At 70.9% G+C, this 24,113-nt stretch carries 21 protein-coding genes; 13 read left to right on the top strand and 8 right to left on the bottom strand.

The features are described from left to right. Positions 1–107: 107 nt before the first annotated feature. Genes ABD211_RS11970 through ABD211_RS11960 form a run of 3 tightly spaced genes read left to right on the top strand, consistent with a single transcriptional unit; the run spans position 108 to position 6,027 of the window. Positions 108–1,874, top strand: a complete 1,767-nt coding sequence (locus ABD211_RS11970; RefSeq protein ID WP_344129429.1) for a thiamine pyrophosphate-dependent enzyme — start codon at positions 108–110, stop codon at positions 1,872–1,874. Further along, a complete protein-coding gene (locus ABD211_RS11965; RefSeq protein WP_344129426.1) occupies positions 1,871–4,960 on the top strand; it encodes an FAD-binding and (Fe-S)-binding domain-containing protein in 3,090 nt (1,029 codons plus the stop codon). Before ABD211_RS11970 ends, ABD211_RS11965 begins: the two co-directional genes overlap by 4 nt. Next, complete coding sequence (locus ABD211_RS11960) at positions 4,948–6,027, top strand: enolase C-terminal domain-like protein (protein WP_344129423.1); 1,080 nt, start codon at positions 4,948–4,950, stop codon at positions 6,025–6,027. The genes ABD211_RS11965 and ABD211_RS11960 overlap by 13 nt, the downstream gene beginning before the upstream one ends. Positions 6,028–6,035: 8 nt before the next feature. Here ABD211_RS11960 and ABD211_RS11955 read toward each other — a convergent pair whose 3' ends face one another. The 3 genes from ABD211_RS11955 to ABD211_RS11945 form a co-directional block, all read right to left on the bottom strand. Next, positions 6,036–6,722: a DUF4396 domain-containing protein gene (locus ABD211_RS11955; RefSeq protein ID WP_344129420.1), complete on the bottom strand. Its 687-nt coding sequence runs from the start codon at positions 6,720–6,722 to the stop codon at positions 6,036–6,038. Between the two features lie 42 nt (positions 6,723–6,764). Beyond that, on the bottom strand, positions 6,765–7,334 hold the full coding sequence (locus ABD211_RS11950) for a DUF421 domain-containing protein (RefSeq protein ID WP_344129417.1): 570 nt from the start codon (positions 7,332–7,334) through the stop codon (positions 6,765–6,767). A 139-nt stretch (positions 7,335–7,473) separates the two neighbouring features. Continuing rightward, entirely contained in the window at positions 7,474–9,273 is a 1,800-nt protein-coding gene (locus tag ABD211_RS11945; RefSeq protein ID WP_344129413.1) for a glycoside hydrolase family 15 protein, read from the bottom strand. 146 nt (positions 9,274–9,419) lie between these two features. Between ABD211_RS11945 and ABD211_RS11940 the strand changes: the two genes are divergently transcribed. The 10 genes from ABD211_RS11940 to qcrB all read left to right on the top strand — a co-directional run bounded on the left by ABD211_RS11940 (position 9,420) and on the right by qcrB (position 19,122). Continuing rightward, positions 9,420–10,376, top strand: a complete 957-nt coding sequence (locus ABD211_RS11940; RefSeq protein WP_344129410.1) for a cation diffusion facilitator family transporter — start codon at positions 9,420–9,422, stop codon at positions 10,374–10,376. A gap of 130 nt (positions 10,377–10,506) precedes the next feature. After that, on the top strand, positions 10,507–11,523 hold the full coding sequence (coxB, locus tag ABD211_RS11935; protein ID WP_344129407.1) for a cytochrome c oxidase subunit II: 1,017 nt from the start codon (positions 10,507–10,509) through the stop codon (positions 11,521–11,523). A 30-nt stretch (positions 11,524–11,553) separates the two neighbouring features. After that, positions 11,554–13,473: a cytochrome c oxidase subunit I gene (ctaD, locus tag ABD211_RS11930; RefSeq protein WP_344129404.1), complete on the top strand. Its 1,920-nt coding sequence runs from the start codon at positions 11,554–11,556 to the stop codon at positions 13,471–13,473. Beyond that, positions 13,470–14,102 (top strand): cytochrome c oxidase subunit 3, encoded by a 633-nt coding sequence (locus tag ABD211_RS11925; RefSeq protein ID WP_344129401.1) that lies wholly within the window; start codon positions 13,470–13,472, stop codon positions 14,100–14,102. Before ctaD ends, ABD211_RS11925 begins: the two co-directional genes overlap by 4 nt. Continuing rightward, positions 14,099–14,503 carry a hypothetical protein gene (locus ABD211_RS11920; RefSeq protein ID WP_344129398.1) on the top strand — a complete coding sequence of 135 codons (405 nt, stop codon included), beginning with the start codon at positions 14,099–14,101 and terminating at the stop codon, positions 14,501–14,503. The genes ABD211_RS11925 and ABD211_RS11920 overlap by 4 nt, the downstream gene beginning before the upstream one ends. A 4-nt stretch (positions 14,504–14,507) precedes the next feature. After that, complete coding sequence (locus ABD211_RS11915) at positions 14,508–15,347, top strand: cytochrome c oxidase assembly protein (protein WP_344129395.1); 840 nt, start codon at positions 14,508–14,510, stop codon at positions 15,345–15,347. Further along, entirely contained in the window at positions 15,344–15,736 is a 393-nt protein-coding gene (locus tag ABD211_RS11910) for a c-type cytochrome (RefSeq protein ID WP_344129392.1), read from the top strand. The genes ABD211_RS11915 and ABD211_RS11910 overlap by 4 nt, the downstream gene beginning before the upstream one ends. A 13-nt stretch (positions 15,737–15,749) precedes the next feature. Next, the gene (locus ABD211_RS11905; protein WP_344129389.1) at positions 15,750–16,583 is read left to right on the top strand and encodes a c-type cytochrome; all 834 of its coding nucleotides are present in this window, start codon (positions 15,750–15,752) and stop codon (positions 16,581–16,583) included. After that, positions 16,580–17,443 (top strand): ubiquinol-cytochrome c reductase iron-sulfur subunit, encoded by an 864-nt coding sequence (locus tag ABD211_RS11900; RefSeq protein ID WP_344129386.1) that lies wholly within the window; start codon positions 16,580–16,582, stop codon positions 17,441–17,443. Before ABD211_RS11905 ends, ABD211_RS11900 begins: the two co-directional genes overlap by 4 nt. After that, positions 17,440–19,122: a cytochrome bc1 complex cytochrome b subunit gene (gene qcrB / locus ABD211_RS11895; protein WP_344129383.1), complete on the top strand. Its 1,683-nt coding sequence runs from the start codon at positions 17,440–17,442 to the stop codon at positions 19,120–19,122. The genes ABD211_RS11900 and qcrB overlap by 4 nt, the downstream gene beginning before the upstream one ends. Before the next feature lie 5 nt (positions 19,123–19,127). On the opposite strand, the gene ABD211_RS11890 is transcribed toward qcrB, so the two are convergent. Genes ABD211_RS11890 through ccsA form a run of 5 tightly spaced genes read right to left on the bottom strand, consistent with a single transcriptional unit; the run spans position 19,128 to position 23,602 of the window. Further along, positions 19,128–20,000 (bottom strand): cytochrome c-type biogenesis protein CcmH, encoded by an 873-nt coding sequence (locus tag ABD211_RS11890; RefSeq protein WP_344129380.1) that lies wholly within the window; start codon positions 19,998–20,000, stop codon positions 19,128–19,130. After that, a complete protein-coding gene (locus ABD211_RS11885) occupies positions 19,997–20,545 on the bottom strand; it encodes a TlpA family protein disulfide reductase (RefSeq protein ID WP_344129377.1) in 549 nt (182 codons plus the stop codon). The genes ABD211_RS11890 and ABD211_RS11885 overlap by 4 nt, the downstream gene beginning before the upstream one ends. Then, complete coding sequence (locus ABD211_RS11880) at positions 20,542–22,455, bottom strand: heme lyase CcmF/NrfE family subunit (protein WP_344129374.1); 1,914 nt, start codon at positions 22,453–22,455, stop codon at positions 20,542–20,544. The genes ABD211_RS11885 and ABD211_RS11880 overlap by 4 nt, the downstream gene beginning before the upstream one ends. After that, positions 22,452–22,847 carry a cytochrome c maturation protein CcmE gene (locus tag ABD211_RS11875; RefSeq protein ID WP_344129371.1) on the bottom strand — a complete coding sequence of 132 codons (396 nt, stop codon included), beginning with the start codon at positions 22,845–22,847 and terminating at the stop codon, positions 22,452–22,454. Before ABD211_RS11875 ends, ABD211_RS11880 begins: the two co-directional genes overlap by 4 nt. Then, positions 22,844–23,602, bottom strand: coding sequence for a cytochrome c biogenesis protein CcsA (gene ccsA / locus ABD211_RS11870; RefSeq protein WP_344129368.1), 759 nt, complete (start codon positions 23,600–23,602; stop codon positions 22,844–22,846). Before ccsA ends, ABD211_RS11875 begins: the two co-directional genes overlap by 4 nt. Between the last annotated feature and the right edge of the window lie 511 nt (positions 23,603–24,113).

Genomic DNA, 24,113 nt, shown 5'->3' with positions numbered 1-24,113 from the left:
TCGCGCTCCTGCCCGGCGTGTCGGGCGGTTGCCGCCGCTACGACGCGCCGGGTGAGGGCTCCACCGGGGGATGGGCACAACCCGTCGACACAGATGAGGGGCGAGACATGGAAGAGATCGTGGGCGAAGCTGTCGCCCGGCGATTGGTGGAATGGGGCGTCGACACCGTATTCGGGCTGCCGGGTGACGGCATCAACGGCCTGATGGAGGGGTTTCGGCGCCAGGCGGACAAGGTGCGCTTCGTGCTCGTACACCACGAAGAGGCCGCGGCCTTCATGGCCACCGGTTACGCGAAGGCCACCGGCCGGCTGGGTGTCTGCGTGGCCACGTCGGGCCCTGGCGCGATCCACCTGCTCAACGGGCTCTACGACGCCAAGCTTGATCACGCGCCGGTCCTCGCGCTGACGGGCATGCAGGAAACGTCGGTTCTGGGCTCGCACTACCAGCAGGAGGTGCATCTGGACCGGCTCTACGAGGACGTCGCCGGCTACAACCTCATGGTCACCAATCCCCAGCAGGTCCCCGGCGTCGTGGACCTGGCGGTGCGTAACGCGCTGGCCAAACACACCGTGGCCCACCTGACGTTCCCGACCGACGTACAGGTGGCGCCGGTGAGCGAGGACCCGTACCGGCACATCGGCCCCGGCGGCCCGCCGCACAGCACGGCGGCCTACGTCGAGCGGCCCATGCCGGCCAGCGAGGCGGAACTCGACCGTGCGGCCGAGGTGCTCAACGCGGGGAAGAAGGTCGCGATGCTGGTCGGCATCGGGGCCCGCGACGCCCGGCAGGAGGTGCTCGCGGTAGCGGACGCGCTGGGGGCGCCCATCGTGAAGTCGCTGTCCGGCAAGTGCGTGGTACCCGACGACCACCCGCTCACCACCGGCGGTCTCGGGCTGCTGGGGACCAGGCCCAGCGAGGAACTGATGGAGGAGTGCGACACGATCTTCATGGTGGGCACGTGCTTCCCGTACTCCAAGCACCTGCCCAGCCCTGGCCAGGCGCGGACGGTGCAGGTCGATCGCGACCCGACCCTCATCGGGATCCGGCTGCCGGCGGACGCGCCGGTCACCGCCGACGCCAAGCTGGCGCTGGGCGCGCTGCTGCCGAAGTTGACCCGGGTGACGGACCGGTCGTTCCTCGAGAAGCACCAGCGCGGCATGCAGCAGTGGCGAAGCAACATGAGCGCCCTGCAGGACGCGAGCCGCGATCCGATCGCCCCGCAGTACCTGATGGGCTGTGTCGACCGGTTGGCCGCCGACGATGCGATCCTCACCTGCGACTCCGGGACCATCGCCACCTGGGCGGCACGACACTGGACGATCCGGGGCGGTCGCGAGTTCTACCTCTCCGGGAACCTCGCCACAATGGCGCCCGGCCTGCCGTACGCGATGGCCATGCAGCACGCCTACCCCGGTCGGCAAGTGATCGCCTTTGTCGGCGATGGGGGCTTCGCCATGTTGATGGCTGAGTTCCTCACGGCGGTGCGGCACGAGCTGCCGGTCAAGGTGATCATCAACAACAACAACGCGTACGGCCAGATCCTGTGGGAACAGATCGTCCTCGGTTACCCGGAGTACGCGGTGCGTCATGCCGAACCCGAGGCCGACTTCTCTTCGTGGGCCCGCGGCTGCGGTGCCCACACCGCCAAGATCACCAAGCCGGGCGAACTGGAACCGGCTATCCGCGCGGCACTCGCGCACCCCGGGCCCGCGCTGGTGGACGTCGACGTCAATCCCAACGAGCCGCCGATGCCGGGCAAGGTGACCTACGACCAGGCCAAGCACTTCACCGAGGCGTTCCTGCGCGGTCAGCCGCACAAGGTGGCCACCATGACGACGGTCGCCCGCGACAAGATCAGCGAGTTGTTCTCATGACCGCCGTGCGGCTCCCCGATCCGGTGGTCCAGGTCCGTCCGGTGTACCCGGACGTCGACCTGTCGCGGCTGGAGCGTGACCTCGCCGCCGAGGTGGACGGCGAGGTCCGGTTCGACGCCGGCTCGCGCGGCGCGTACTCGACGGACGCCTCCAACTACCGGCAGGTACCCATCGGCGTCGTCGTGCCCCGCACCGTGGACGCCGCGGTGGCCGCGGTGGCGGTGTGCAACCGGCACGGCGCCCCGGTCACGTCGCGCGGCGGTGGGACCAGCCTGGCCGGCGAATGCACCAACGTGGCGGTCATCATCGACTGGTCGAAGTACTGTCACCGGCTGCTGGACGTGGACGTCGGAGCCCGCACCTGTGTGGTGGAGCCCGGCATTGTCCTGGACACGCTCAACGGGAAACTGCACGCCTTGGGGCTGGAGTACGGCCCGCGGCCGGCCACGCACAACCACTGCACACTCGGCGGCATGATCGGCAACAACTCCTGCGGATCGACCGCCCAGCGCACCGGCAAAGTGGTCGATAACATCGTCGAGCTGGAGATCCTGCTCTACGACGGAACCCGGATGTGGGTGGGCGAGACCACCGACGAGCAGTACCAGGAGATCGTGGCCGGCGGCGGCGGCCGCCGCGCAGAGGTGTACCGGCAGTTGCGGGCCCTGCGTGACCAGCACCTGGCCCAGTTGCGCACCCGGTACCCGCACATCCCGCGCCGGGTCTCGGGGTACAACCTGGACAGCCTGCTCCCGGAGAAGAACTTCCACGTCGCGCAGGCGCTGGTCGGCAGCGAGGGCACGTGTGTGACGGTGCTGCGGGCCCGGCTGCGACTCGTGCCCACCGTGCCCGCCAAGTCCCTGGCGATGCTCGCGTACCCGGACATCGCTACCGCGGCCGACGACGTACCCAGGATCCTGCCGCACCAGCCGATCGCGTTGGAGGGCTTGGACCACCGTCTCATCGAGTTCGAACGGCGCAAGCACCTCAACCCGGACGCGCTACGGCTGATTCCCGGGCAGGGCGGGTTCCTGCTGGTGCAGATGGGCGGCGACACCGCTGCGGAGGCGGACGCCGCGGTCGACCGGATGCTGAAGGACCTGGACCGCAAACGCGGCGACCCGGACGTGGTCTTCTTCGACGACCCGCACCACGAGGAACAGATGTGGCACATCCGCGAGTCCGGCCTCGGGGCCACCGCCCGCGTGCCGGGACTGGCGGACACCTGGCCGGGCTGGGAGGACTCGGCGGTCGGCCCGGACGACCTCGGCAACTACCTGCGCGACCTGCGGGGTCTCTACGAGAAGTACGGCTACGGTCAGGCGTCGCTGTACGGGCACTTCGGCCAGGGTTGCGTGCACACCCGCATCCCGTTCGATCTCATGACGGCCGACGGCGTGGCGACGTTCCGGTCGTTCATGGAAGAGGCGTCCGACCTCGTGGTGAGTTACGGCGGATCGCTGTCGGGCGAGCACGGCGACGGGCAGGCCCGCGGCGAGTTGCTGCCGAAGATGTTCGGCGACGACCTGGTCTACGCGTTCGGCCAGTTCAAGGCGATCTTCGATCCGGACAACCGGATGAACCCGGGCAAGGTCAGCGCCCCCAACCCGCTCGATGAGCAGTTGCGTCTCGGGGCCGACTACAACCACGGCGACGTGGCGACCCGTTTCAGCTACCCGCACGACGAGGGCAGCTTCGGGCGGGCGGTGCTGCGCTGCGTCGGGGTGGGCCGTTGCCGGCGCGAGTCGGGCGGGGTGATGTGCCCGTCGTACATGGCGACCAGGGAGGAGGAGCACTCGACGCGGGGCCGCGCCCGGTTGCTGTTCGAGATGCTCGACGGCACCGCCCGCGGCGGCGCGATCGCCGACGGGTGGCGCTCAACGGCGGTGCGCGACGCCCTCGACCTGTGCCTGGCCTGCAAGGGATGCAAGGCCGACTGCCCCGTCAACGTGGACATGGCGACGTACAAGGCCGAGTTCCTGTCGCACCACTACGAGGGACGGTTGCGGCCCCGTGCCCACTACTCGATGGGCTGGTTGCCGCTGGCTGCCGTTGCCGCGAGCGGGACCGCGCCCCGGCTGGTGAACGCGCTCACCCAGGCCCCGGGCCTCGCGTGGTTGGCGAAGAAGGCCGCCGGCGTGGACGCGCGCCGCGACGTGCCGTTGTTCGCGCCGCAGAGCTTCCAGCGGTGGTTCGCCCACCGCACGGCCGAGGGCACGGGGCAACGCGGCGACGTCGTGTTGTGGCCCGACACGTTCACCAACCGGTTCGATCCTGCCATCGCGCGCGCGGCCGTCGAGGTCGTCGAGGCGGCCGGCTGGCGCGTCCGGGTGCCCAGCGAGCCGGTGTGCTGCGGGCTGACCTGGATTTCCACCGGGCAGCTCGACACCGCCAAGCGGGTCATCCGGCGCACTGTCGACATCCTGCGGCCGCACCTGCGGGCCGGCACGCTGGTGCTCGGGCTGGAGCCGAGCTGCACGGCGGTGTTCCGCAGCGACGCCGAGGAGCTGTTCCCGGACGACGCGGACGTGCGGCGCCTGCGCGAGCAGACGGTGACGCTGGCCGAGCTGCTCACCGAGCATTCTCCCGGCTGGCAACCCCCGCGGGTCACCCGGACCGCGCACGTGCAGACCCACTGCCATCACCATGCGATCATGAAGTACACCGCGGACACCACGCTGCTCTCGGCGGCAGGCGTGAGCACCGACGTGCTCGACTCCGGATGCTGCGGCCTGGCCGGCAACTTCGGTTTCGAGCAGGGCCACTACGACGTGTCCACCGTGTGCGCCGAGCGGGTGCTGCTGCCCGCCGTCCGCGCGGCCAAACCGGCCGACGTCATCCTCGCGGACGGGTTCAGCTGCCGCACCCAGATCCACCAGGGAAACGCCGCGGGGCGGCGCGCGATGCACCTCGCCGAGTTGCTGCGCGCCGGACTTCGCGGGGACGACGGCGGCGAGTACCCCGAGAACAAGTGGGCCGAGCGGCCCCGCCCGCCATCGCGGACCGTGCACTTCTTGACGGCGGGCGTGGTCGCTGGCGCCCTGGTCGCAGCCGCGGGTCTGGGGCTGCGTCGATGCCTGCGCTGAAGGCCAGCGCGTACACGGTCCCGACGGACGCGCCGGAGGGCGACGGGACGATGGCGTGGACGAGCACGACCCTGGTCCTCGTCACGGCGAGCGCCGACGACTGCACGGGGATCGGATGGACGTACGGCCCAGCGGCGATCGCGCAGGTCGTGAACGGTCCGCTGGCCGACGTGGCCGCGGACATCGACGCCGACGACGTGCCGGGCGCCTGGGTGGCCATGCAGCGCCGGTTGCGCAACGCCGGCCGGCCCGGCATGGCGGGCATGGCCCTGTCCGCGGCCGACAACGCGCTGTGGGACCTCAAGGCGCACCGTCACGGGATGCCCCTTTCCGGGCTGCTGGGCACCGTCCGCTCGGCGGTGCCCGTCTACGGCAGCGGCGGGTTCACCACGTACGACGCGCAACGCCAGCATGCGCAGCTCGCTGGCTGGGTGCTCGACCAGGGCATCCCCCGGGTGAAAATCAAAATCGCGCAATCCTGGGGTACGGAGGAAGCACGTGACCTGGCCCGCATGACGGCCGCGCGGGCCACGATCGGCGACGCGGAACTCTACGTGGACGCCAACGGCGGCTACCGGCGCAAACAGGCGATCCGCGTCATGCGTACGGCGACCGACCTGGACATTCGGTGGTTCGAGGAGCCCGTCAGCTCCGACGACCTGCACGGGCTCGACGAGGTGCGCCACGCCGTCGCTCCGGACGTCGCGGCCGGCGAGTACGGGTACGACCTGGTCTACTTCGAGCGCATGGCCCCGCACGTGGACTGCCTGCAGATCGACGTGACGCGCTGCGGCGGCATCACGGAGTTCGCCCGCGCCGCCGCGGTCGCCGCCGCTCACGGGCTGGACGTCTCCGGGCACTGCGCTCCGAACCAGCACCTGGCCATCGCGGCGGCGACGCCGAACCTGCGCCACCTCGAATGGTTCCACGACCACGTACGCATCGAGCGGATGCTGTTTGACGGGGCCGTCAGCGCCGACAACGGTGTTGCGGCCGTCAACGGTGACCGCCCGGGGAACGGCCTCAGCTTCCGCGACGCCGACGCCGAGCGGTGGCGGGTCGGGTAGCGTCGGCGTTACATGGCCTCCTTGATGCCCTTGCGGATGAGCCACGCGTTCACCGGGTACGCCGTGACAAAGCCGAGCATCATACCGACCTGCATGAGGAACCAGTACGCCGCGCTGTCGGGGTGCAGACCAGGCGCCGGGAAGAACACAAAAGCCATGAGGGCCATCCACCCGAACAGTCCGACCTCGAACGCGGTCAGGGACAGGACGTCCGCCTTCGCGGCCTGCCACAGTCCCTTGCCCAGGGACAGGCCACGCATCGGGGCGATGGCGAAGTACTGGAACGCGATGCCGAGCAGCAGGGCGAGCGCGTAGTCGCCGACATACTCGGCCCAGATCGCCCGGCCGGCTATGGCGACACCGAGCATGAAGATCGCCGACTCGGCGATGATGTCGCCGAGCGTGCAGCCGGCGCCGCAGTGCATGACGCCGATCCCGGTCGTCGCCCAGTCGGGCGTGTCCGGCGGGTCACCGTGCTCGGCCCGCCACCGGCCGCTGCGCGGACGCCCGAACCGGTAGTAGGCCCACAGTGCGAGCGGGCCAAGATAGACAGCGTTCACCGGCCAGACCCACCCCATGATCGGCATCCGCTGCCGGTACCCGAGCCCACGAATGTCGATGATCACCGCGAGGGCGCACACGAGGCCGGTGGCGAGCGCCGCCCACGCGACAACGGTCAACCATTGCGGCGCCATATCGTGCCTCCTGACCCGTGCGGCAGGTCCAACGACATGGTGCTACCCGCCGGGTCGCGGTCCATGCACTCGACAGGCCGAGGCGGCCGACCTGTCCGGTGGCGTCGTCAGCACTTCGTGTCCCACCACGTCGTGAAGGACGTCAGTGGCGATCGGCTCGCCCCGCCGTATCACGCTGATCGTCCCGGTGCGCTCAACGATCACCGCGGTCACCTCGTGGTAGCTGCCGACGCCCGACGCGCGCAGCTTGAGGCGCAGGTCACCCTCCCGCATCCCGGCACGATGCAGTCCATCGTGGAGGACCTTCCCGCGCGCCAGAACCAGTATCGGCCGGTTGGCGACCAGACGTTCCAGAGGCGACCTTCGGCCCAGTGCCCGGACGAGCGTCTGCGTGACGAACAGCGTGGTGACGCCGATCATCCCGGCGAGCAGCGACGGCGTGTAGCCCAGAATGGCGCGACCCGCGACCGGGCCTATCGCGACGATCGCCGCCAGATCGACGCTCGACATGGCGGCCAACGAACGCTGGCCGAATACGCGGATGAGCAGGAGCAGGGCCACGTAGACGCTGACCGCCGATATCACGATCCCGACCGCGTCGCTCCAGCTCAAGCCCAGTGGCACCGTCCACCCCCTTCTTTTCGGCAGGTCCTACTGCCCACCGTGGCCCGCGAGCGGGTCCGCGTCGATCCCGCGGCGCGTCCGGTGCTCCGGGAAAATGTGTCGCCCGTGGTGGACATGATGCCGCCGATTACCCTGGGGCCGCCATGGCGGCACCAGCCGACGCGGGCGCGGACAGGCGCCGTACCGCGTTGATGAGCCCGACGTGGCTGAATGCCTGCGGCGTATTGCCCAGCTGCCGGCCCGTCGTCGGCGAGTACTCCTCGCTGAGCAGGCCCAGGTCGTTCGCCGTGCCGAGCGAGCGGTCGAACACGGCACGCGCCTGCTGCGGGCGCCCGATGCCGTGCAGCGCCTCGGCGAGCCAGAAACCGCACGCGACGAAGGCGCCTTCCGCGCCAGCCAGACCGTCGACCCCGCCGTCGGCATCCGGGTGGTAGCGCCACAGCAGCCCGTCCTGCGACAGCTCGCGCTGTACGGCGTCCACCGTCCCCACCACGCGGGGATCCGACCAGGGGAGGAACCCGACGCGGGGGATCAGCAGCAGCGCGGCGTCAAGGCCGGCAGAGCCGTAGAACTGCGTGAACGTGTTGCGCTCGGCGTCGTAGCCGCGCGCACACACCTCGTTATGGATCTGCTCGCGGGCACGCGCCCACAGGTCCGTCGGCCCGTCCAGTCCGTACGCCTCGACCGCGTGGATCGCCCGGTCCAGGCCCGCCCACGCCATGACCTTGGAGTGCACGAACGGGCGACGCGGTCCGCGAACCTCCCACAGGCCGTTGTCCGGATCTTCCCAGTGACTTTCCAGATAGTCCAACAGGGCCCGCTGCAGGTCCCATGCGTCATCGGTAGTGCTCAGGCCCGCCTCGCGGGCCAGATGCAGCTCGTTGAGCACCTCGCCCCACACATCGAGCTGGAACTGGCCGGCCGCCGCATTCCCCAGGCGTACCGGGGTGGCCCCCTGGTAGCCCGGCAACCAGTCGGCGGTGTACTCCATCACGCGGCGGGTGCCGTCCAGGCCGTACATGATCTGGAGATCGGCGGGCTCACCCGCGGCGGCTCGGAGCAGCCACTCGCGCCAGGCCCGGGCCTCCGCGAGAAACCCGGTGCCCAGCAGCGCCTGCAGGACGAACGTGGCATCACGTAGCCAGCAGTACCGGTAGTCCCAGTTGCGCGATCCGCCCGGCTCCTCGGGCAGAGATGTCGTGGCCGCGGCCACAATCCCGCCGGTCGGCGCGTACGTCAGCGCCTTGAGGATGATCAGGGAGCGGCGCACAGGACCGGCCCACCCGCCGCGGTAGGTGAGATGGCCCAGCCAGTCACGCCAGAACCGTTCGGTGTCCGCGATGGCCCGACCGGCGTTCACGGGCGGCGGCGCCGGCTCGTGCGAGGGTCGGTACGTGAGCACGAACGGAACCCGGTCGCCGGCCGCCACGGCGAAGTCGGCGTATGTCGTCCGATCCTTCTCGAACAGCTCTACGGGAGTGCTCAGGTCGAGCGCGTCCGGCCCGGCGATCGCGGTGAGCCGCCCCTCGTGGAGGCGGACCCATGGCGAGATCCGACCGTAGTCGAAGCGCGGCCGCATCTGCATACGCATGGGCACCCGGCCGGACACGCCCTCCACGACCCGGACGACGTCCGGCGCCCGGCCGCGCGGCGGCATGGCGTCCACCACCCGGACGCATCCCTCCGGTGTGTCCCACTCCGACTCGAGGATGAGCGTGTCGTCGCGGTACCGGCGCCGGGAGGCAGAGCCCCCGCTTGCGGGCGACAACCGCCAGTACCCGTGCCGATCGTCGCCGAGCAGGGCGGCGAAGCACGCGGGGGAGTCGAAGCGCGGCATGCACAGCCAGTCCATCGAGCCGTCGCGGCCGATCAGGCACGCGGTCTGAAGATCACCGATGACGCCGTAGTCCTCGATCCGCCCCGCCATCGTTCCCCCCTGTCGGTCACCCAGCGGCCGGTCGGAAGCCACCGGAACTCCACCGGCCTACCCGTCGCGGTTCGCGCGAAACGAGTCCGTCGTTTCGCAGGAAAGCTAGGGCGTGTACGCGGTGTGGGATGGGGTAGTCGGCGCTCGTGAAGAACCGGACGGAGTCGGGCGGCGAGAGCACGAGAACCGTGGTGGTGGCGGTGATCGCCAACGCCAGTATCGCCACGGCCAAGATTATCGCCGCGCTGTTCACCGGGTCCGCGTCGATGTGGGCCGAGGCCGCCCACTCGGTGGCGGACAGCGGCAACGAACTGCTGTTGTTCGTCGGGTTGCGCCGCTCGAAGAAGCAGGCCGACGAGCGACACCCGTTCGGGTACGGCCAGGAACGGTTCTTCTGGGCGTTCCTCGCGGCGCTCGGCATTTTCCTCGTCGGGGGCGCCCTGTCGATCGGCGAAGGAATCCGGAGCTTGTTACTCCCCGAACCGTTGGACTCGTGGCTGGTCGGAGTCGGCGTCCTGCTGGTGGCCGCCGTATTCGAGGGGTATTCGTGGACCGTGGCCCGTAGGCAGCTCCGTGCGGGAGCCCGCGCGCGCGAGCGTTCGATGTCCGAGCACCTGCGCCGGGCCTCGGACCCGAGTGCGACGACGGTGTTCCTGGAGGACAGCGCGGCGCTGATAGGTCTGGGGATCGCCCTGGTCGCGCTCCTGTTGCACGAGCTGACCGGGTGGGCACAGTGGGACGCCATCGGCAGCATGGGCATCGGGGTCCTGCTCATCGTCGTGGCGTATCTGCTCGCCCGGCGGTCGAAGGCCCTGCTGCTCGATGAGTCCGCGCCGGCCGACGTGCTGGATCCGATCCGTGCACTCGTGCTTCGTGCGGAGTGGGTGGACGACATCCCACGCCTGCAGGCGGTCTACGTCGGTCCCTCCCGGTTGCTGGTCAACGTCTGGGTGGTGCCCACCCCGGCCGCCAGCGAGGCGTCCGCGGGCGACCTCGTCGGGCGGGTGGGCGACCTCCGTTCGGCAGTCCTCGCCAGCCCGCATGTCGTACAGGTCTCGGTGACGGTGGACGGGTCCGGCAGGGCCTGGTCGGCAAGCGTCTGACCTTTCGACGCGCCGACACGCCACGCCCGGGATATGCGTCAAACGCGCCATTCTGATCTTTGTGTGCCGGACTGGGTGTTTAGCTGGCCAGGAACAGGGAAGAGCGCGGACCGCGGTGGAGGGAGGACGGATGCGCCGCTCGGTATCAACGCGTCTTCTGTGGGCTTCGGCCAGCGCCGGTGTGCTGGCGCTTGTCTTCTCGCTTACGGGCTGTAGTGGGGGTCAGCAGTCGACCCTGGACGCGGTCGGTCCGGGCGCCCGCCGCACGGAAGGGCTCTGGTGGCTGTTCTTCGGCATCTCCATGGGCATCTTCGTCGAGGTGATGGCGCTGCTCGGCTGGGCCCTCTGGCGCAGGCGGCGCTCGCGCGTGCGGATCAAGGACGGCGACGCGGTCGGCTTCATCAGCGCGCTGGGCGTCGTGGTTCCGTTGCTCATCCTGATCCTCGTCTACGGCGTGGGACTGCGCGACCTCAACGCCCTCGCCGCCCCGGACGACGAACCCACAGTCAATGTCGATGTGGTGGGGCACCGGTGGTGGTGGGAAATCCATTATCCCGACCGGCCGCAGGCCGTCACCGCCAACGAGATTCACATTCCCGTGGGGGAATCGGTACGGATCCGGCTCACGACCGCGGACGTGCAGCACAGCTTCTGGGTGCCGCAGCTGATGCCCAAGACGGACCTCATCGCGGGCAAGGTGAACTCCACCTGGCTGCGCGCGGACCGTCCCGGGCGCTACCGCGGACAGTGTGCGGAGTACTGCGGACAGCAGCACGCGTTCATGGCGCTGCTGGTCATTGCGGAGTCGCGGCCGCAGTTCGACAGTTGGCTCGCGGGCCTCGTGCCGCCCACCGATGAGCCGCTGACGGACGCCGAACAACGTGGCCGGGCTGTCTTCGCGCGCAGCGCCTGCGCGACGTGCCACACGGTGCGCGGGACGTCCGCCACGGCCACGGTCGGGCCCGACCTCACCAACGTGGGCGGCCGGTGGAGTCTCGGCGCGGGCGCCGCGCCCAACGACCCGGGCCACCTCGGCGGCTGGATTGTGAACTCGCAGACGATCAAGCCGGGCAACGCCATGCCACCTCAGCCGGTGGCGCCCGGTGACCTCCCCGACCTCATCGCCTACCTGCGGTCCCTCGGCTAGGCCGCACCGTAACCACACGCAGGGAGCCGCATGACCGTGAGCACCGCTGAGCAGCTTCGGACGGGAGTCGGCCCGCGCGACATCGCCCACCTGGAGCGCGAGTGGGGGGAGCGGCCGTCGCTGCACAGCTGGTTCGCCACGGTGGACCACAAGCGCATCGGCCGCCGGTACATGGTGACCGCAGGGATCTTCTTCATCATCGCCGGCACGGACGCGATGATCATGCGTACGCAGTTGGCCCGCCCGAACAGCACCCTGCTCTCGCCGGAGGAGTACAACCAGCTGTTCACCATGCACGGCACCGCGATGATCTTCCTGTTCGCGACGCCGATGTTCTTCGGGTTCGGCAACTTCCTCGTGCCGCTCATGATCGGTGCGCGGGACATGGCGTTCCCGCGACTCAACGCGTTCGGGTACTGGGTGTTCGTCTTCGCGGGGTCCGTGATGTTCGCCAGCCAGTTCGTCGGCGCGGCACCGGACGGCGGCTGGTTCGGTTACGTACCCCTGACGGACCGCCCGTACTCGGCCGGAATCAACCTGGACGTGTACTGCCTGGGCCTGCTGTTCCTCGGCGTCTCCACCACGGCCGGGGCGATCAACTTCATCGTCACCGCGCTGAAGCTGCGGGCGCCGGGCATGTCGCTCAACCGGGTGCCGCTGTTCGTCTGGGCCATCGTGGGCACCTCGTTCATGGTGGTCTTCGCCCTGCCGGCACTCAACCTCGCCAACGCGATGCTGTTCCTCGACCGGCGGTTCGGCACCCACTTCTTCGACCCGGCCCACGGCGGCAACACGCTGCTCTGGCAGCACCTCTTCTGGATCTTCGGGCATCCGGACGTATACATCATCGTCATGCCGGCCCTGGGCATCGTGTCGGCCGTCCTGCCGGCGTTCTGCCGGCGCGGGGTCGCGGCGTACCCGCTGATGGTGCTGTCCATCGTGACGATCGCGATCATCTCGTTCGGCGTGTGGGTGCACCACATGTTCGCCACCGGACTGCCCCAACTGTCGTACAGCTTCTTCAGTGCGGCCAGCACCCTCATCACGATCCCGTCCGGCATCCAGATCTTCGCGTGGCTCGCGACGATGCTGAAGGGACAGATCCGGGCGCGTACGCCGTTCCTGTTCGTCGTCGGGTTCGTCGTGACGTTTGTACTCGGCGGGTTCACCGGCGTCATGTTCGCCATCACGGCGTTCGACCAGCAGGTCACCGACTCGTACTTCGTGGTGGCGCACTTCCACTACGTGCTCTTCGGCGGGGCGGTGTTCCCGATGATCGCCGGAATCTACTTCTGGCTGCCCAAGTTCACCGGCCGGATGTACGCCGAGCGGCTCGGGAGGTGGGCGTTCTGGCTGGTGTTCGTCGGGTTCAACACGACCTTCCTGCCCATGCACGTCAGCGGCCTCTTCGGCATGCCGCGCCGGGTGTACACCTATCCCACCGGACTGGGCTGGGACGCGTGGAACCTCATAGCCACGGTCGGCGCGTACGTGCTCGCCATCGGACTGTTGCTGGTGCTGACCTCTGTGGTGCGCGCCATCCGGTGGGGACCGCCCGCGCCGCCCGACCCATGGGAGGCCGACACCCTGGAGTGGGCCACCAGCTCGCCACCCAGACCGTACAACTTCGCGGTCATCCCGCAGGTGCACAGCGTGCACCCGATGTGGGACCGGCGTACCCGCGACGGCCTCGCGCGCGGCGAGGCGTTGTCCGGGCACCGCACCCCACAGACCAGTGAGCTGGACGGACAGCACGAACGCGACACCGACATGCCGGAGGAGTCACTCATGCCGTTGATCACGGCCGTCGGGATCCTCGTCCTCGTGCTCGGTCTCCTGTGGGGCTGGTACTGGGTCGCCGGGATGGGCGCGACCGTCCTCGCCGGCACCCTGGCGCGCTGGCTGTGGCCGCCCGAGCGGTCCCCCCAGGAGGCGGGGATCGTGTCATGACGACCGCTGAGCTCCCCGAGACCGTACGCGAGGCGATCACCCCGCAGGCCCTGGCTACCGAGATGCCGTCCGGGCGCACCACCGGCTGGTGGGGGATGGTCCTCCTCGTCGCCACCGAGGCGACCATCTTCGCCGCGCTGCTGGGCAGCTACTTCTACGTGCGGTTCCAGTCCGGGCCGCAGTGGCCACCGCCGCCGCTGGAGGACCCGAAGCTCACCAAGGTGCTGATAATGACCGCGCTGCTGCTGCCGAGCAGCGTGCCGGTCATGTGGGCCGAGCGCGGCATCCGCAAGGGCCAGCAATGGCGGCTGCGCGCAGGTCTGGCCATCACCTTCCTGCTCGGCTCCGCCTTCCTCGGCATGCAGGCCCTGGAGTACGCCGAGAATCTCACGAAGTACACGTTCACCACAAACGCCTACGGGTCGCTGTTCTACACCACGACCACGTTCCACGCGCTGCATGTGACAGTCGGGCTGCTAATGGTCGGCTGGCTCCTGGCCGCGTCGCTGCGCGGGGCTTTCGGGTACCGGCGCCATGAGCGGGTACGGCTCACCGCCATCTACTGGCACTTCGTCGACCTGGTCTGGGTGGCGATCTTCGTGTGCCTCTACCTGGCGCCGCGACTGTGACGGGCTCGCCGACGACCCGCGAACGCGGCCGCAAGCTCGGTGGGCTGCTCATGTGGTTCGCCGTGCTCGGCGGGGCGGTCGCCTGGGCGGTCCACCTGATCATCACCTGGGCCGCCGATGAGGTGACCTGTCAGGCCGGCAATGACACCATCCAGGGCATCCCGTTGCGCGTGGTAGTCGGGGCCGGCGTGGTCGTACCGGCGCTGATCGCCGCCGCCGCGCTGCTCATGGCCTGGCGCGCCTGGCGGACGACCAGGGCCGCCGCGGGCGAGGATGACGACCCGCGCCTGGCCAGAGCAAGCATGCTGGCCCTGGTGGGAGTGTGTGCCGACACGCTGTTTCTGTTGATCATCCTCGCCGGTGGCGCGGCCGTCGTCGTCCTCGCGCCGTGCCAGGGGTGAGGCCGTGACGCCGCCCGCCGAGCAGTGGACCGACGTCGTCGGCGTCGTCGCCGTGGCCGCCCTGGGCGCCGCGTACGGGCGCGGCGTGCACGAGCTGTGGGCCCGCCGCGGCCACGGAGCCGTCGTGCCGTCCTGGCGGGCCGGCGCCTTCGTGCTGGGACTGGCGATCGTCCTGGTGGCACAGCAGGGCCCGGTGCACGACGCCGCCGAGCGGTCCTTGGCCGGCCACATGGCACAGCACATGCTGCTCATGCTGGGCGCGGCGCCACTGCTGGCCGCGGGCTGCGCGGGACTGCCGGTCACGCTGGCCACACCGCGCCCGCTGCGTCAGGTCACGCACCGCGTGCGGACGTCCGCCCCGGCGCGCTGGCTGCGCCGGCCGCTCACCGCCGCGCTCGTGGCGGCTGGCGTACACACCGTCGTGCTCTGGGCGTGGCACCTGCCCCTGCCGTACGAGTGGGCCGAAGCCAGCGCCCCGGTGCACGCGGTGGAGCACGCGAGCATGGTGGGCGCCGCCTGGCTGCTGTGGGCCGGCGTGGTCGCGCCCGCCTCCCGGCGGTTGAGCCCGCCGATCGGGCTGCTCATGCTGTTCGCCGCCGGGATGCCGGCAGCGGCGTTGGGGGCGGTGCTCACCTTCGCGCCGGAGCCGATCTACGACGTCCCGTCCGGCCCACGCGCTCTGGCGGACCAGCAGTTGGCGGGCCTCGTCATGTGGATCCCCATGGACGTGCTCATGCTGGTCGCCGCCGTCGTGCTGTTCCTCGGTTGGCTTGCCGACCTGGAGCGGCGCTCGCCCGCCGGCCGCGACCTGCGGCCCGGCCTGCCCGAGGAGGTACCGACATGATCCGCGGACGCCTACGCCAGTGCTGGCCCGTGGTGGCGACCGCCGCGACGGTCCTCGCGGCCGGCGGCTGCTCGACGCTGTCCGCGACGCCACCGACCGAGGTGCCGGACGGCGACCCGGGGCGCGGGGCCCAACTGGTCACCCGGTACGGCTGCGGCTCGTGCCACAGCGTTCCCGGGATCAGGGGGGCCGACGGGCTCGTCGGGCCGCCGCTGACACGGTTCGGCAGCCGTTCGTACATCGCGGGGAAGCTCGTGAACAACGGGACGAACCTGGAGCACTGGATCCGCGACCCACAGGAGGTGGAGCCGGGCACCGCCATGCCGGACCTCGGCGTCCCGCCCGACGACGCGAAGGACATCGCCGCGTACCTGTTCACCCTGGACTGAGGGACGACACACGATGACCCACGACCCGCTACGTCCATCCGCGCCCAGGCGGGCCGCGTGGCTGTTGCTCGCCACGGCAGCCAGCATCGGGGTGCTCGGCCCGGCGTCGGCCGCCGCGCCGACACTGTCGACCCGCTCGGCACCGTCACCATCCGGCACGTCGATGCCCAGCACGGCGCCGTCCGGCGCGGCGACGCCACCATCGGGGCCCGGGGCCGCGCTCTACGGGCAGAACTGTGCGAGCTGCCACGGTGACCGGGGCGGGGGCACGGCCTACGGCCCGGCCCTGACGGAGGTGGGCCCGGCCGACGTGGATTTCCAGCTCAGTACGGGCCGGATGCCGCTGCGCCAGGAGCGGTACTCCGACGTCCACCGTGATCCCGCGTTCGCGCCGGACGAGATCGCCGCCCTGGTGCAGTACGTGGCGTCGTTCCCACCGGGCGGCGGGCCGACGGTTCCTGTCGTGCGCCCCGGCGACCCACGCACCGGCCGGGAGCTGTATCTCACCTACTGCTCCGCGTGCCATTCGGCGGCCGGCATCGGCGCCACCCTCACCAACGGCCGGTTCGCCCCGTCGCTGATGCGGGCGACACCGACCCAGGTCGGCGAGGCCGTCCGGGTCGGTCCCGGCCTCATGCCCGCATTCCCCTCCGGTGTGCTCAGCGATGCCGACGTGGATGCGCTCGCGGCCTACGTCGACGTGCTGCAGAGCGGTCCGGCGGAGCTCGACCGTGGTGGCTGGTCGCTGGGCCGCCTCGGGCCGTTCACGGAGGGAGCAGTGGCGTGGGTGCTCGGACTCGGTGCGCTGGTCCTGCTGGCCCGCCGGTTGGGGAGCCGTGCCCGATGAGCGGACAACACCGACCCCAGGGGGGCACGGTCCATGCCATCCGGCTGGCCTTCGGGATCTCGGTGCTCGGCGCCGTGGAATTCGCGGTCGCGTACGGCTTGGGCGGGAACACGCAACTGCTCGGCGTCGGGCTGGCGGTCGCGTTCGGCGGGCTGTGCGTCGGACTCTGGTTGTGGGGGCGGCGGTTGCTGCCCATGGGCGGGTTCGTCGAGCAGCGGCCGCCGCTCGCGGCCACACAGCAGGACGTCACGCTGCTGGCCCACGCCATCGGCGGTCCGGAGAGCCCGGTGCGCCGCCGCGGACTGCTCGGCATGTTCGCGCTCGCGGTCGGTACGGTCGGGCTCGCGCTGCTGTTCCCCGCCCGCTCCCTGCTCTCGTTCCGCAAACCCGATCCGGACGTTGCGCTGGACCACACGGCCTGGCGTTTCGGTGGGCTGCGGCTCGTCACGCCCGAAGGCGTACCCGTGCGCGCGGCCGACGTGGGCGCAGAGACGATTCAGATCGTGGTGCCCGAGGGCCACACCCGCGACGGCGACGTACCGGCGTTCGTGGTGCGGGTGGACCCGGCGAACCTGATCACGCCACCGCCCGGCGGCATGGTGGGCGGTGGTCTCGTCGCGTACTCCCTGCTGTGCACCCACGCCGGCTGCCCTGTGGCGCTCTACCAGCAGACCACCGGCCGGATGCTGTGCCCGTGCCACCAGTCCACTTTCGACCTGTTCAACGCGGCCACGCCGGTCGCCGGTCCGGCCGCGCGGCCGCTGCCCGGCCTGCCGATCGTGGTCGATGCTGACGGGTACCTACGGGCAAGCGGCGACTTCACCTCCCCGCCCGGGCCCGGGTACTGGAGCCGCCCATGATCACCCGATGGGTCTACCGGACGGTGGACGCCCGCCTGGGCACCACGTCGGTGGCGCGTACGGCCCTGGCCAAGGTTTTCCCGGACCAGTGGACGTTCATGTTCGGCGAGATCGCCCTCTACTCGTTCCTCGCCCTGGTGCTCACGGGGGTGTACCTGACGCTGTTCTTCGATCCGACCAGCGCGCAGACCGTGTATGACGGCGCCTACCAACCGCTGTCCGGTTCCACCGTGTCCGGCGCGTACGCCTCGGCCGTGGCGCTGAGTTACGACGTGCGCGCCGGACTGCTTATCCGCCAGGCCCACCACTGGGCCGCCCTGCTGTTCGTCGGCGCGATCGTGCTGCACCTGCTGCGGATCTTCGTGACGGGCGCGTTCCGTAAGCCCCGGGAGATCAACTGGGTTATCGGCGTGACCATGCTGACCCTCGCGCTGCTCAACGGCTTCACCGGGTACTCCATGCCCGATGACCTGCTGTCGGGCACCGGGCTTCGGATCATCTACTCGGTCGTGCTGTCCGTCCCGGTCGTCGGCGCTTGGCTGGCCCAGCTCGCGTTCGGTGGCGAGTTCCCCAGCGACGCGACGCTGCCCCGACTGTTCGTCACCCACGTCCTCATCGTCCCGGCCGTGTTCGCGGCACTCATCTCGGCGCACCTGGCGATCATCATCAGGCAGAAGCACACCCAGTTCCCCGGGCCGGGGCGGCGGGAACGCAACGTCGTGGGTTCCCGGCTCTGGCCGGCCTATACCGTGCGGACGCTGAGCCTGGCGGCGGGGGTATTCGCCGTCGTCTTCGCCCTCGGCGGCCTTGTCCAGATCAACCCGGTCTGGATCTACGGTCCGTTCAGTCCCGCCAAGGCCACCTCACCCGCGCAGCCCGACTGGTACGTCGCCTGGGGCGACGGCGCGTTGCGCCTATTCCCCGCGGTGGAGTTCCACGTCTTCGGTCATCTGGTGCCCTCGCCGTTCCTGCCGGCTGTCGGCGTCGGCACGGTGACGTTCCTCGTGTTGTACGCCTGGCCCTGGCTGGACCGGTGGCGGACGGGCGACAGGGCCAGCCGGCATCTGCTGCAGCCCCCACGGCAGCGCCCGGGGCGCATCGCGGTCGCCGCGTGGGCCGTGACGTTCTTCGCGGTCCTTCTCGTCGCCGCCGTGGACGACATCATCGCGCGCCTTTTCGCGATCCCCGTCACCGGAATCTTACGTACCCTGCAGGTTCTGGTGTTGACGCTACCGTTCGTGGTCGCCGCGGTCGCGTACACCGTGGCCCGCGCGCTGCGCGGCGGAACGGCACGGTCCGTCGGCGAGCTGACCGCCGAGGAGCTGCGCGGTGGGTTGACCGCGTCGCCCGGCCCCGTGGAGCTCGGTGACGACGATCCGGTCGCCCTTGATCAACTGATTACCCTCTGGCGCAACCCGGACGACACGTGGCGATGGCGGTGGACCGGGCCTGACGATGAGAAGCTGGCCAGCAACGAGGCGTACCTCAGCAGGGACGAGGCCGTCGCGGCGGCGAGCGTGGCCTTCGTCGGCGTCCCGATCGACCAGACGGAACCGCCGCCCGACGTCGTGTTGCCACCACCGACGGGACACGGTCGAGCTGCCCGCGTCGCGGCGGGGGCCGCCTGGGTGGCCATGGCCATCGTGGCATGGCGGCGGTCGCGCAAGGACCGACCGTAGGACGTTCACCGATCGCCCAGCAGACGCCGCACCTCAGCGGCCGCCGGGTGGTCGGGTGCCTGCCGGAGGAACCGGCGCAGCGTGGCGGCAGCCTTCGGCGACCCGCTCGCCCGCTGCGCCAGCCCCAGCAGCAGCAGCGCGTCCGGGTCGCCCGGATCGTCGTCGAGCACCCGCGCGGCGACGGCCTCCGCCTCCACCAGTCGTCCGGCTCGCAGGAGCGCGAACGCTAGCCGGCGCCGGAGCCGGTCATCCGGCTGCTGGTCCAGGGCGTCCCGGTAGACGTCGGCAGCCTCCGCGTACCGTCCCTGCTCCTCCAGCGATCGGCCCACAGCGAGCGTGATGACAGTCGGGTCGGCGGCGGTGGCGGCGGCCGGGCCGCCGGGTTCGCGCGGGCTGGCCACGGCTACCGCGGCGACCAGCGCGACCACCGCCACGGCGAGGACATCCCACGCCCGACGCCACGTCCGCGCGGGCCCGGTCGCCGCCAGCGGGCCGGGGTCGGCGGGCCGGCGCCGCGACCGCCACACGAGTACGGCCAGCGCGGCGAGGACCAGCACGGGCACCACCCACAGGACGGCGCCCAGGCCGCCGGCGGCCGGGTCGGCGAGGATGCCCGCACCGTACCGGTCGACGAAGTACTGCCGGATCTGCTGTCCCGTGTGTCCGGTCGCGAGCTGCTGGGCGATCGTGGCCCGCATGGCGGCGGCCATCGGCGACGCCGACTGGGCCACGGTCTCGCCCTGGCAGGCGGGACACACCAGTTGCGCGGCGAGGTCGCGGGCCGATGGCTGGTCGGGTGGCACGGAACGCCAGACGGCCGCCGCCGCGCCGGCTGCCAGCACGAGGGACCCGGTGAACCCGACGAGTCGGCGCTTCATGACGCCAGCAGCGGCGTAACGCGCCGCTGCAACCATGCGGTGTCCACCGCACCCCGGGCCCATACCCTGACGACGCCCTGGCGGTCGACGAGGAAGGTTTCCGGCACGCCCCGGGTCCCCCAGGCGACCGCGGTGGTCCCATGTGGGTCCGTGACGGTTGTCAACCCGGTGACGCCGAGGTCGGTGAGCAGTCGGCGGGCGGACTCGGTCGTGTCCCGTACGCCGAGGGCCACCACGGCGAAACCGCGCCCGGACCACCGTCGCTGCGCGGCGGCCAGCGCGGGCAGCTCCTGCCGGCACGGGTCGCACCACGATGCCCACACGTTGACGAGCACCACCTGCCCGCGTAACCGGGTCAGGTCGAACGACCGACCGTCGAGCGTCGTACCGGTCAGCGGGGGCGCCGGCGCGCTGCGCAGTTCGGTCACCGGCCCGGCCGCCCGTGCCGCGTCGGGCTGACCCGTCCGGATTCCGTACCCGAGGAGGACCGCCAACGCCGCCACGACCGCGGTCGCCGCGATGAGCGCGGCCAGCCGCCGCCTCATGCCGTGCTCCCGGCACCGACGCGATCGGGTCGGACATCCTCCGGCCGCCCGGCACGCGACCGCCGAACGATCGTCAACAGCCCGCCAGCGGCGATCAGCGCCCCGCCCAGCCAGATGAGGCCGACGAGCGGGTTCACGGCCAGCCGGACCGTCGTCGTGCCATCGTCGCCAACGGCCAGCACGGTGATGTACACATCGCCGGTCGGACGGGAGCGGATGGCCGGGACGCTGACCGTGAGGTCGCGCGCGGGGTAGTAGCGCAGCCGTGGGTGGCTTGTGCCACTGGCGTGCCCACCGAGCGTCAGGGTGACGCGGGCGCCGGTCGTGCCCGGCGTGCCGGGCCCGTCCACGCTGTCCAGCCGGGCGGTCACCCCGCCCGCCCGGACGGTGTCCCCGATCCGCAACTGCCGCTCGCTGCTGACGGTGTACGCGGCGGAGGCGGCGACACCGATGGCCACGATTGCCAGGCCGGCATGGGCCAACAACCACCCCGCCCGACGGTCCCGGCCCCCGGCGGCCGGACCCCGGGTGAACAACCCGGTCAGCACGAAGGCACCCAGCCCGAACGCGAGCAGCGGCAGGACACCTGGCCGGCTGGTCATGCCGACGACGAGTGCGGTGGCCAGCCCGACAAGGGCGGGCAGACGGACGGCGGAGAGGTCGGCCGGCCGACCAGGCCGCAGCGTCCGCGCCAGGCCCATGAGCAGGAGGACAACGAGCCCGACCGGAACGGCCGACCTGGCGTAGTAGTCGGGGCCGACCGCGAGCTGCTCACCCCGAACGGCGCGCGCGAGCAGTGGGAACAGCGTGCCGGTCAGGACGATGGACGCGACGGTCACCAACAGGACGGCGTTGCCCGTCAGGACGGATTCCCGCGACAGGAGGGGCGACGTGGTGGGCCCACCGGGTGCCCCCGCCCGATAGGCGACCAGGCCGACCACGACCGCGACAGCGAGCAGCACGAAGCCGAGCAGCATCGGGCCCAACGGTGACGCGGTGAACGCGTGCACACTGGCCACGGCGCCCGACCGGGTCAGGAAAGTCCCGACCAGCACGAGCAGGAAGCTGACGCAGGCGAGGCACACGCTCCAGGTGCGCAGCGCCGGGGTGGCCCGCCCGGCGACGAGCGTGTGCAGCAGAGCGGTGGCGGTCAGCCACGGCAGCAGCGACGCGTTCTCCACCGGGTCCCAGGCCCAGTAGCCCCCCCAGCCCAGGACCGCGTACGACCACCAGGCGCCCAGCGTGATGCCCGCCGTGAGCAGAGACCATGCGCCCAGCGTCCACCGGCGCACCGCGGCGTCACGGATCCGGTCGGCGCGCCCGGTCAGCAGCGCGGCCAGCCCGTAGCCGAACGGGACGACCAGGGCGATGTATCCGGCGTAGAGCAATGGCGGGTGCAGCCCCATCGCCGGATGCTCGCGCAGCAACGGGTTCGGTCCCGGGCCGTCGGCGGGCGTGGGCACCACCGTCGCGAACGGGTTGGCCGCGAAGTACGTGAGAGCGAAGAAGAACACCGCCACCACGCCCACCACCGACAGCGCCCACGGCCGCAGCTCGTCGGCGTCCGCGTCTACGCGTTGTCGCCCGAGCAGCACGGCGCACCCGGCCAGGATCAGCAGCCAGAGCAGCAACGAGCCGTCCAGGGCTGCCCACAGGCTGGTGACGGTGAAGTACGTCGGGACGTCCCGGCCGCCGTTCTCGGCGACATACCGGACGCTGAAGTCGTGGGTGAGCAATGCCCACTCGAGCACACCGCAGCCCGCCGCCGCCGCGACCAGCAGCGTCCAGGTGGCGATGCGGGCCGGGCGCGCGTCGGCACCGATCAGCGCCACCCGCAGCCACGCCAGCGCCGAGGCCACCGCGGCGACCAGTCCCACACCGAGGGCGACGTTGCCGACCGCGCCCGTCATCGCGCCGAGCCGGCGCCGGACCCGGCGGGTCGGTACTCGTTGCCGTGTCGGACCATGACCGTGTCCGAGCGGAAGGTTGCCCGGCCCGCGTCGTACTGGCCCTCGACCACCACGTCGCGCCCCTCGCGGACCGTGCCGGGCAGATCGGCGACCTGCTCTACCTGTAGCTGCGTGGTCCCGTCGGTGACCCGGAACAGGGTCAGGCCGCCGGCCGTACCCAGCGAGCCGGGCACCACCTGACCACCGAGCCGCACCCGTCCGGACGGGCCGTGCACCACCTCGGTCGGCGTCCGGTAGAACGTGAGGGTCTGCTGGAAGCCGGCGGTGACCAGCAGCGCGGCCGCGACGACGAGGATGAGGAGCAGGCTCGCCCGTGCGCGCCGCGGCGTCATGCGCGGCCCGACGAAACGAGTCCCGTCGCGACCGGCGCCGCCTCGGGATGGTCGTCGCTCGGCGGGCCCACGCGGCTCTCGAGCGCGGCGAGCCGGCACAGGAAGAGCCACGCGGCCGTTACGGAGACCGCGCCCGCGCACAGTAGCAGCGCGGTCAGCATCACCCCGTTGATCGGTGGCGTCGGATCGGGTGCCAGGACGGTCGCCTGCTGATGCAGGGACCGCCACCAGATGACCGAGAAGTGGACGGTGGGCACGATCACGAAGCCGGCGACCCCGACTACGGCTGCCCGGCGTTGACCCCGGGCGGTGGTCGTACCGGTCCAGCGCACGGTCAGCTGACCTAAGTAGATGAGCAACATGGCGGCCGTCGCTACCAGGCGGGGATCCCAGGCCCACCAGACGCCCCAGACCAGTCGGCCCCACACCGACCCGCTGATCAAGGTCACGATCGTGGCGGCGACGCCGATCTCCCCGGCGGCCCGGGCGGCGCGGTCCCAGCGCGGATCGGCCCAGATCAGGTAGGCCACGCTAGCCAGCAGGACCGCGACGAACGCCAGGTAGGCGGTCCAGGCGGCGGGGACGTGGACGTACATGAGCCGCTGCGCGTCGCCCTGAACGGCGTCGCGCGGCGCCACCCATAACCCGAGCGGCACTCCCGCCGCACCGAGCCACACCGCCGTCCACGCCATGTTGCGTCGGTCGGCGGCGGCTCTCTTGCTGAGTACCAATGGGGTCGCTCGGTCACTATGCATGCGAAAGCTCCTCGTGTATCCGGACCGCTCGCGGCCGGCGCTTCCCAGTCTGGGGCGGTTCAAACGTCGTGACGGTAATACGCGCGGTGTGCCGAAAAACGCATATTTGAGTAGTGGAGCGAACCTCGCTTGATCGGTCTTGCATGTCCCGTTGGTGGTCGGACGTGCAGCTGCGTTCCGCGACCGTTTTGATGATCAGATTGCTGTAAGCAGCGATCCTGCGGCTGGCGGAGCGCGGGGGACGGCAAGGTGCAGAGGGCGTCCACTCGGCGGGTTATTACGACGGTCTCGTCGCGATCAACTGGAGGAGAACGTGACCGCGCGGACCGGAACGTCGCAGGACGAAGCGGCTCTAGCGGTCGGATGGCGTGGCAAGGCCAACGTCAGGGCCGCCGCCGGGCGCGGATCCAGGCCCGCCGTCACCGGCGCGGGACTGGCGGTGCTGGCCGGTCAGGATTGCCCAGATTCGGTCCTTAGGGACTGCCGATAATTAACTCGGCGTTTTGGTCTT

The organism is Luedemannella flava (assembly GCF_039528515.1).
Classification (GTDB): domain Bacteria; phylum Actinomycetota; class Actinomycetes; order Mycobacteriales; family Micromonosporaceae; genus Luedemannella; species Luedemannella flava.
The sequence above is the reverse complement of the archived record's forward strand: the minus strand, read 5'-3'. Positions and strand labels throughout refer to the sequence as shown.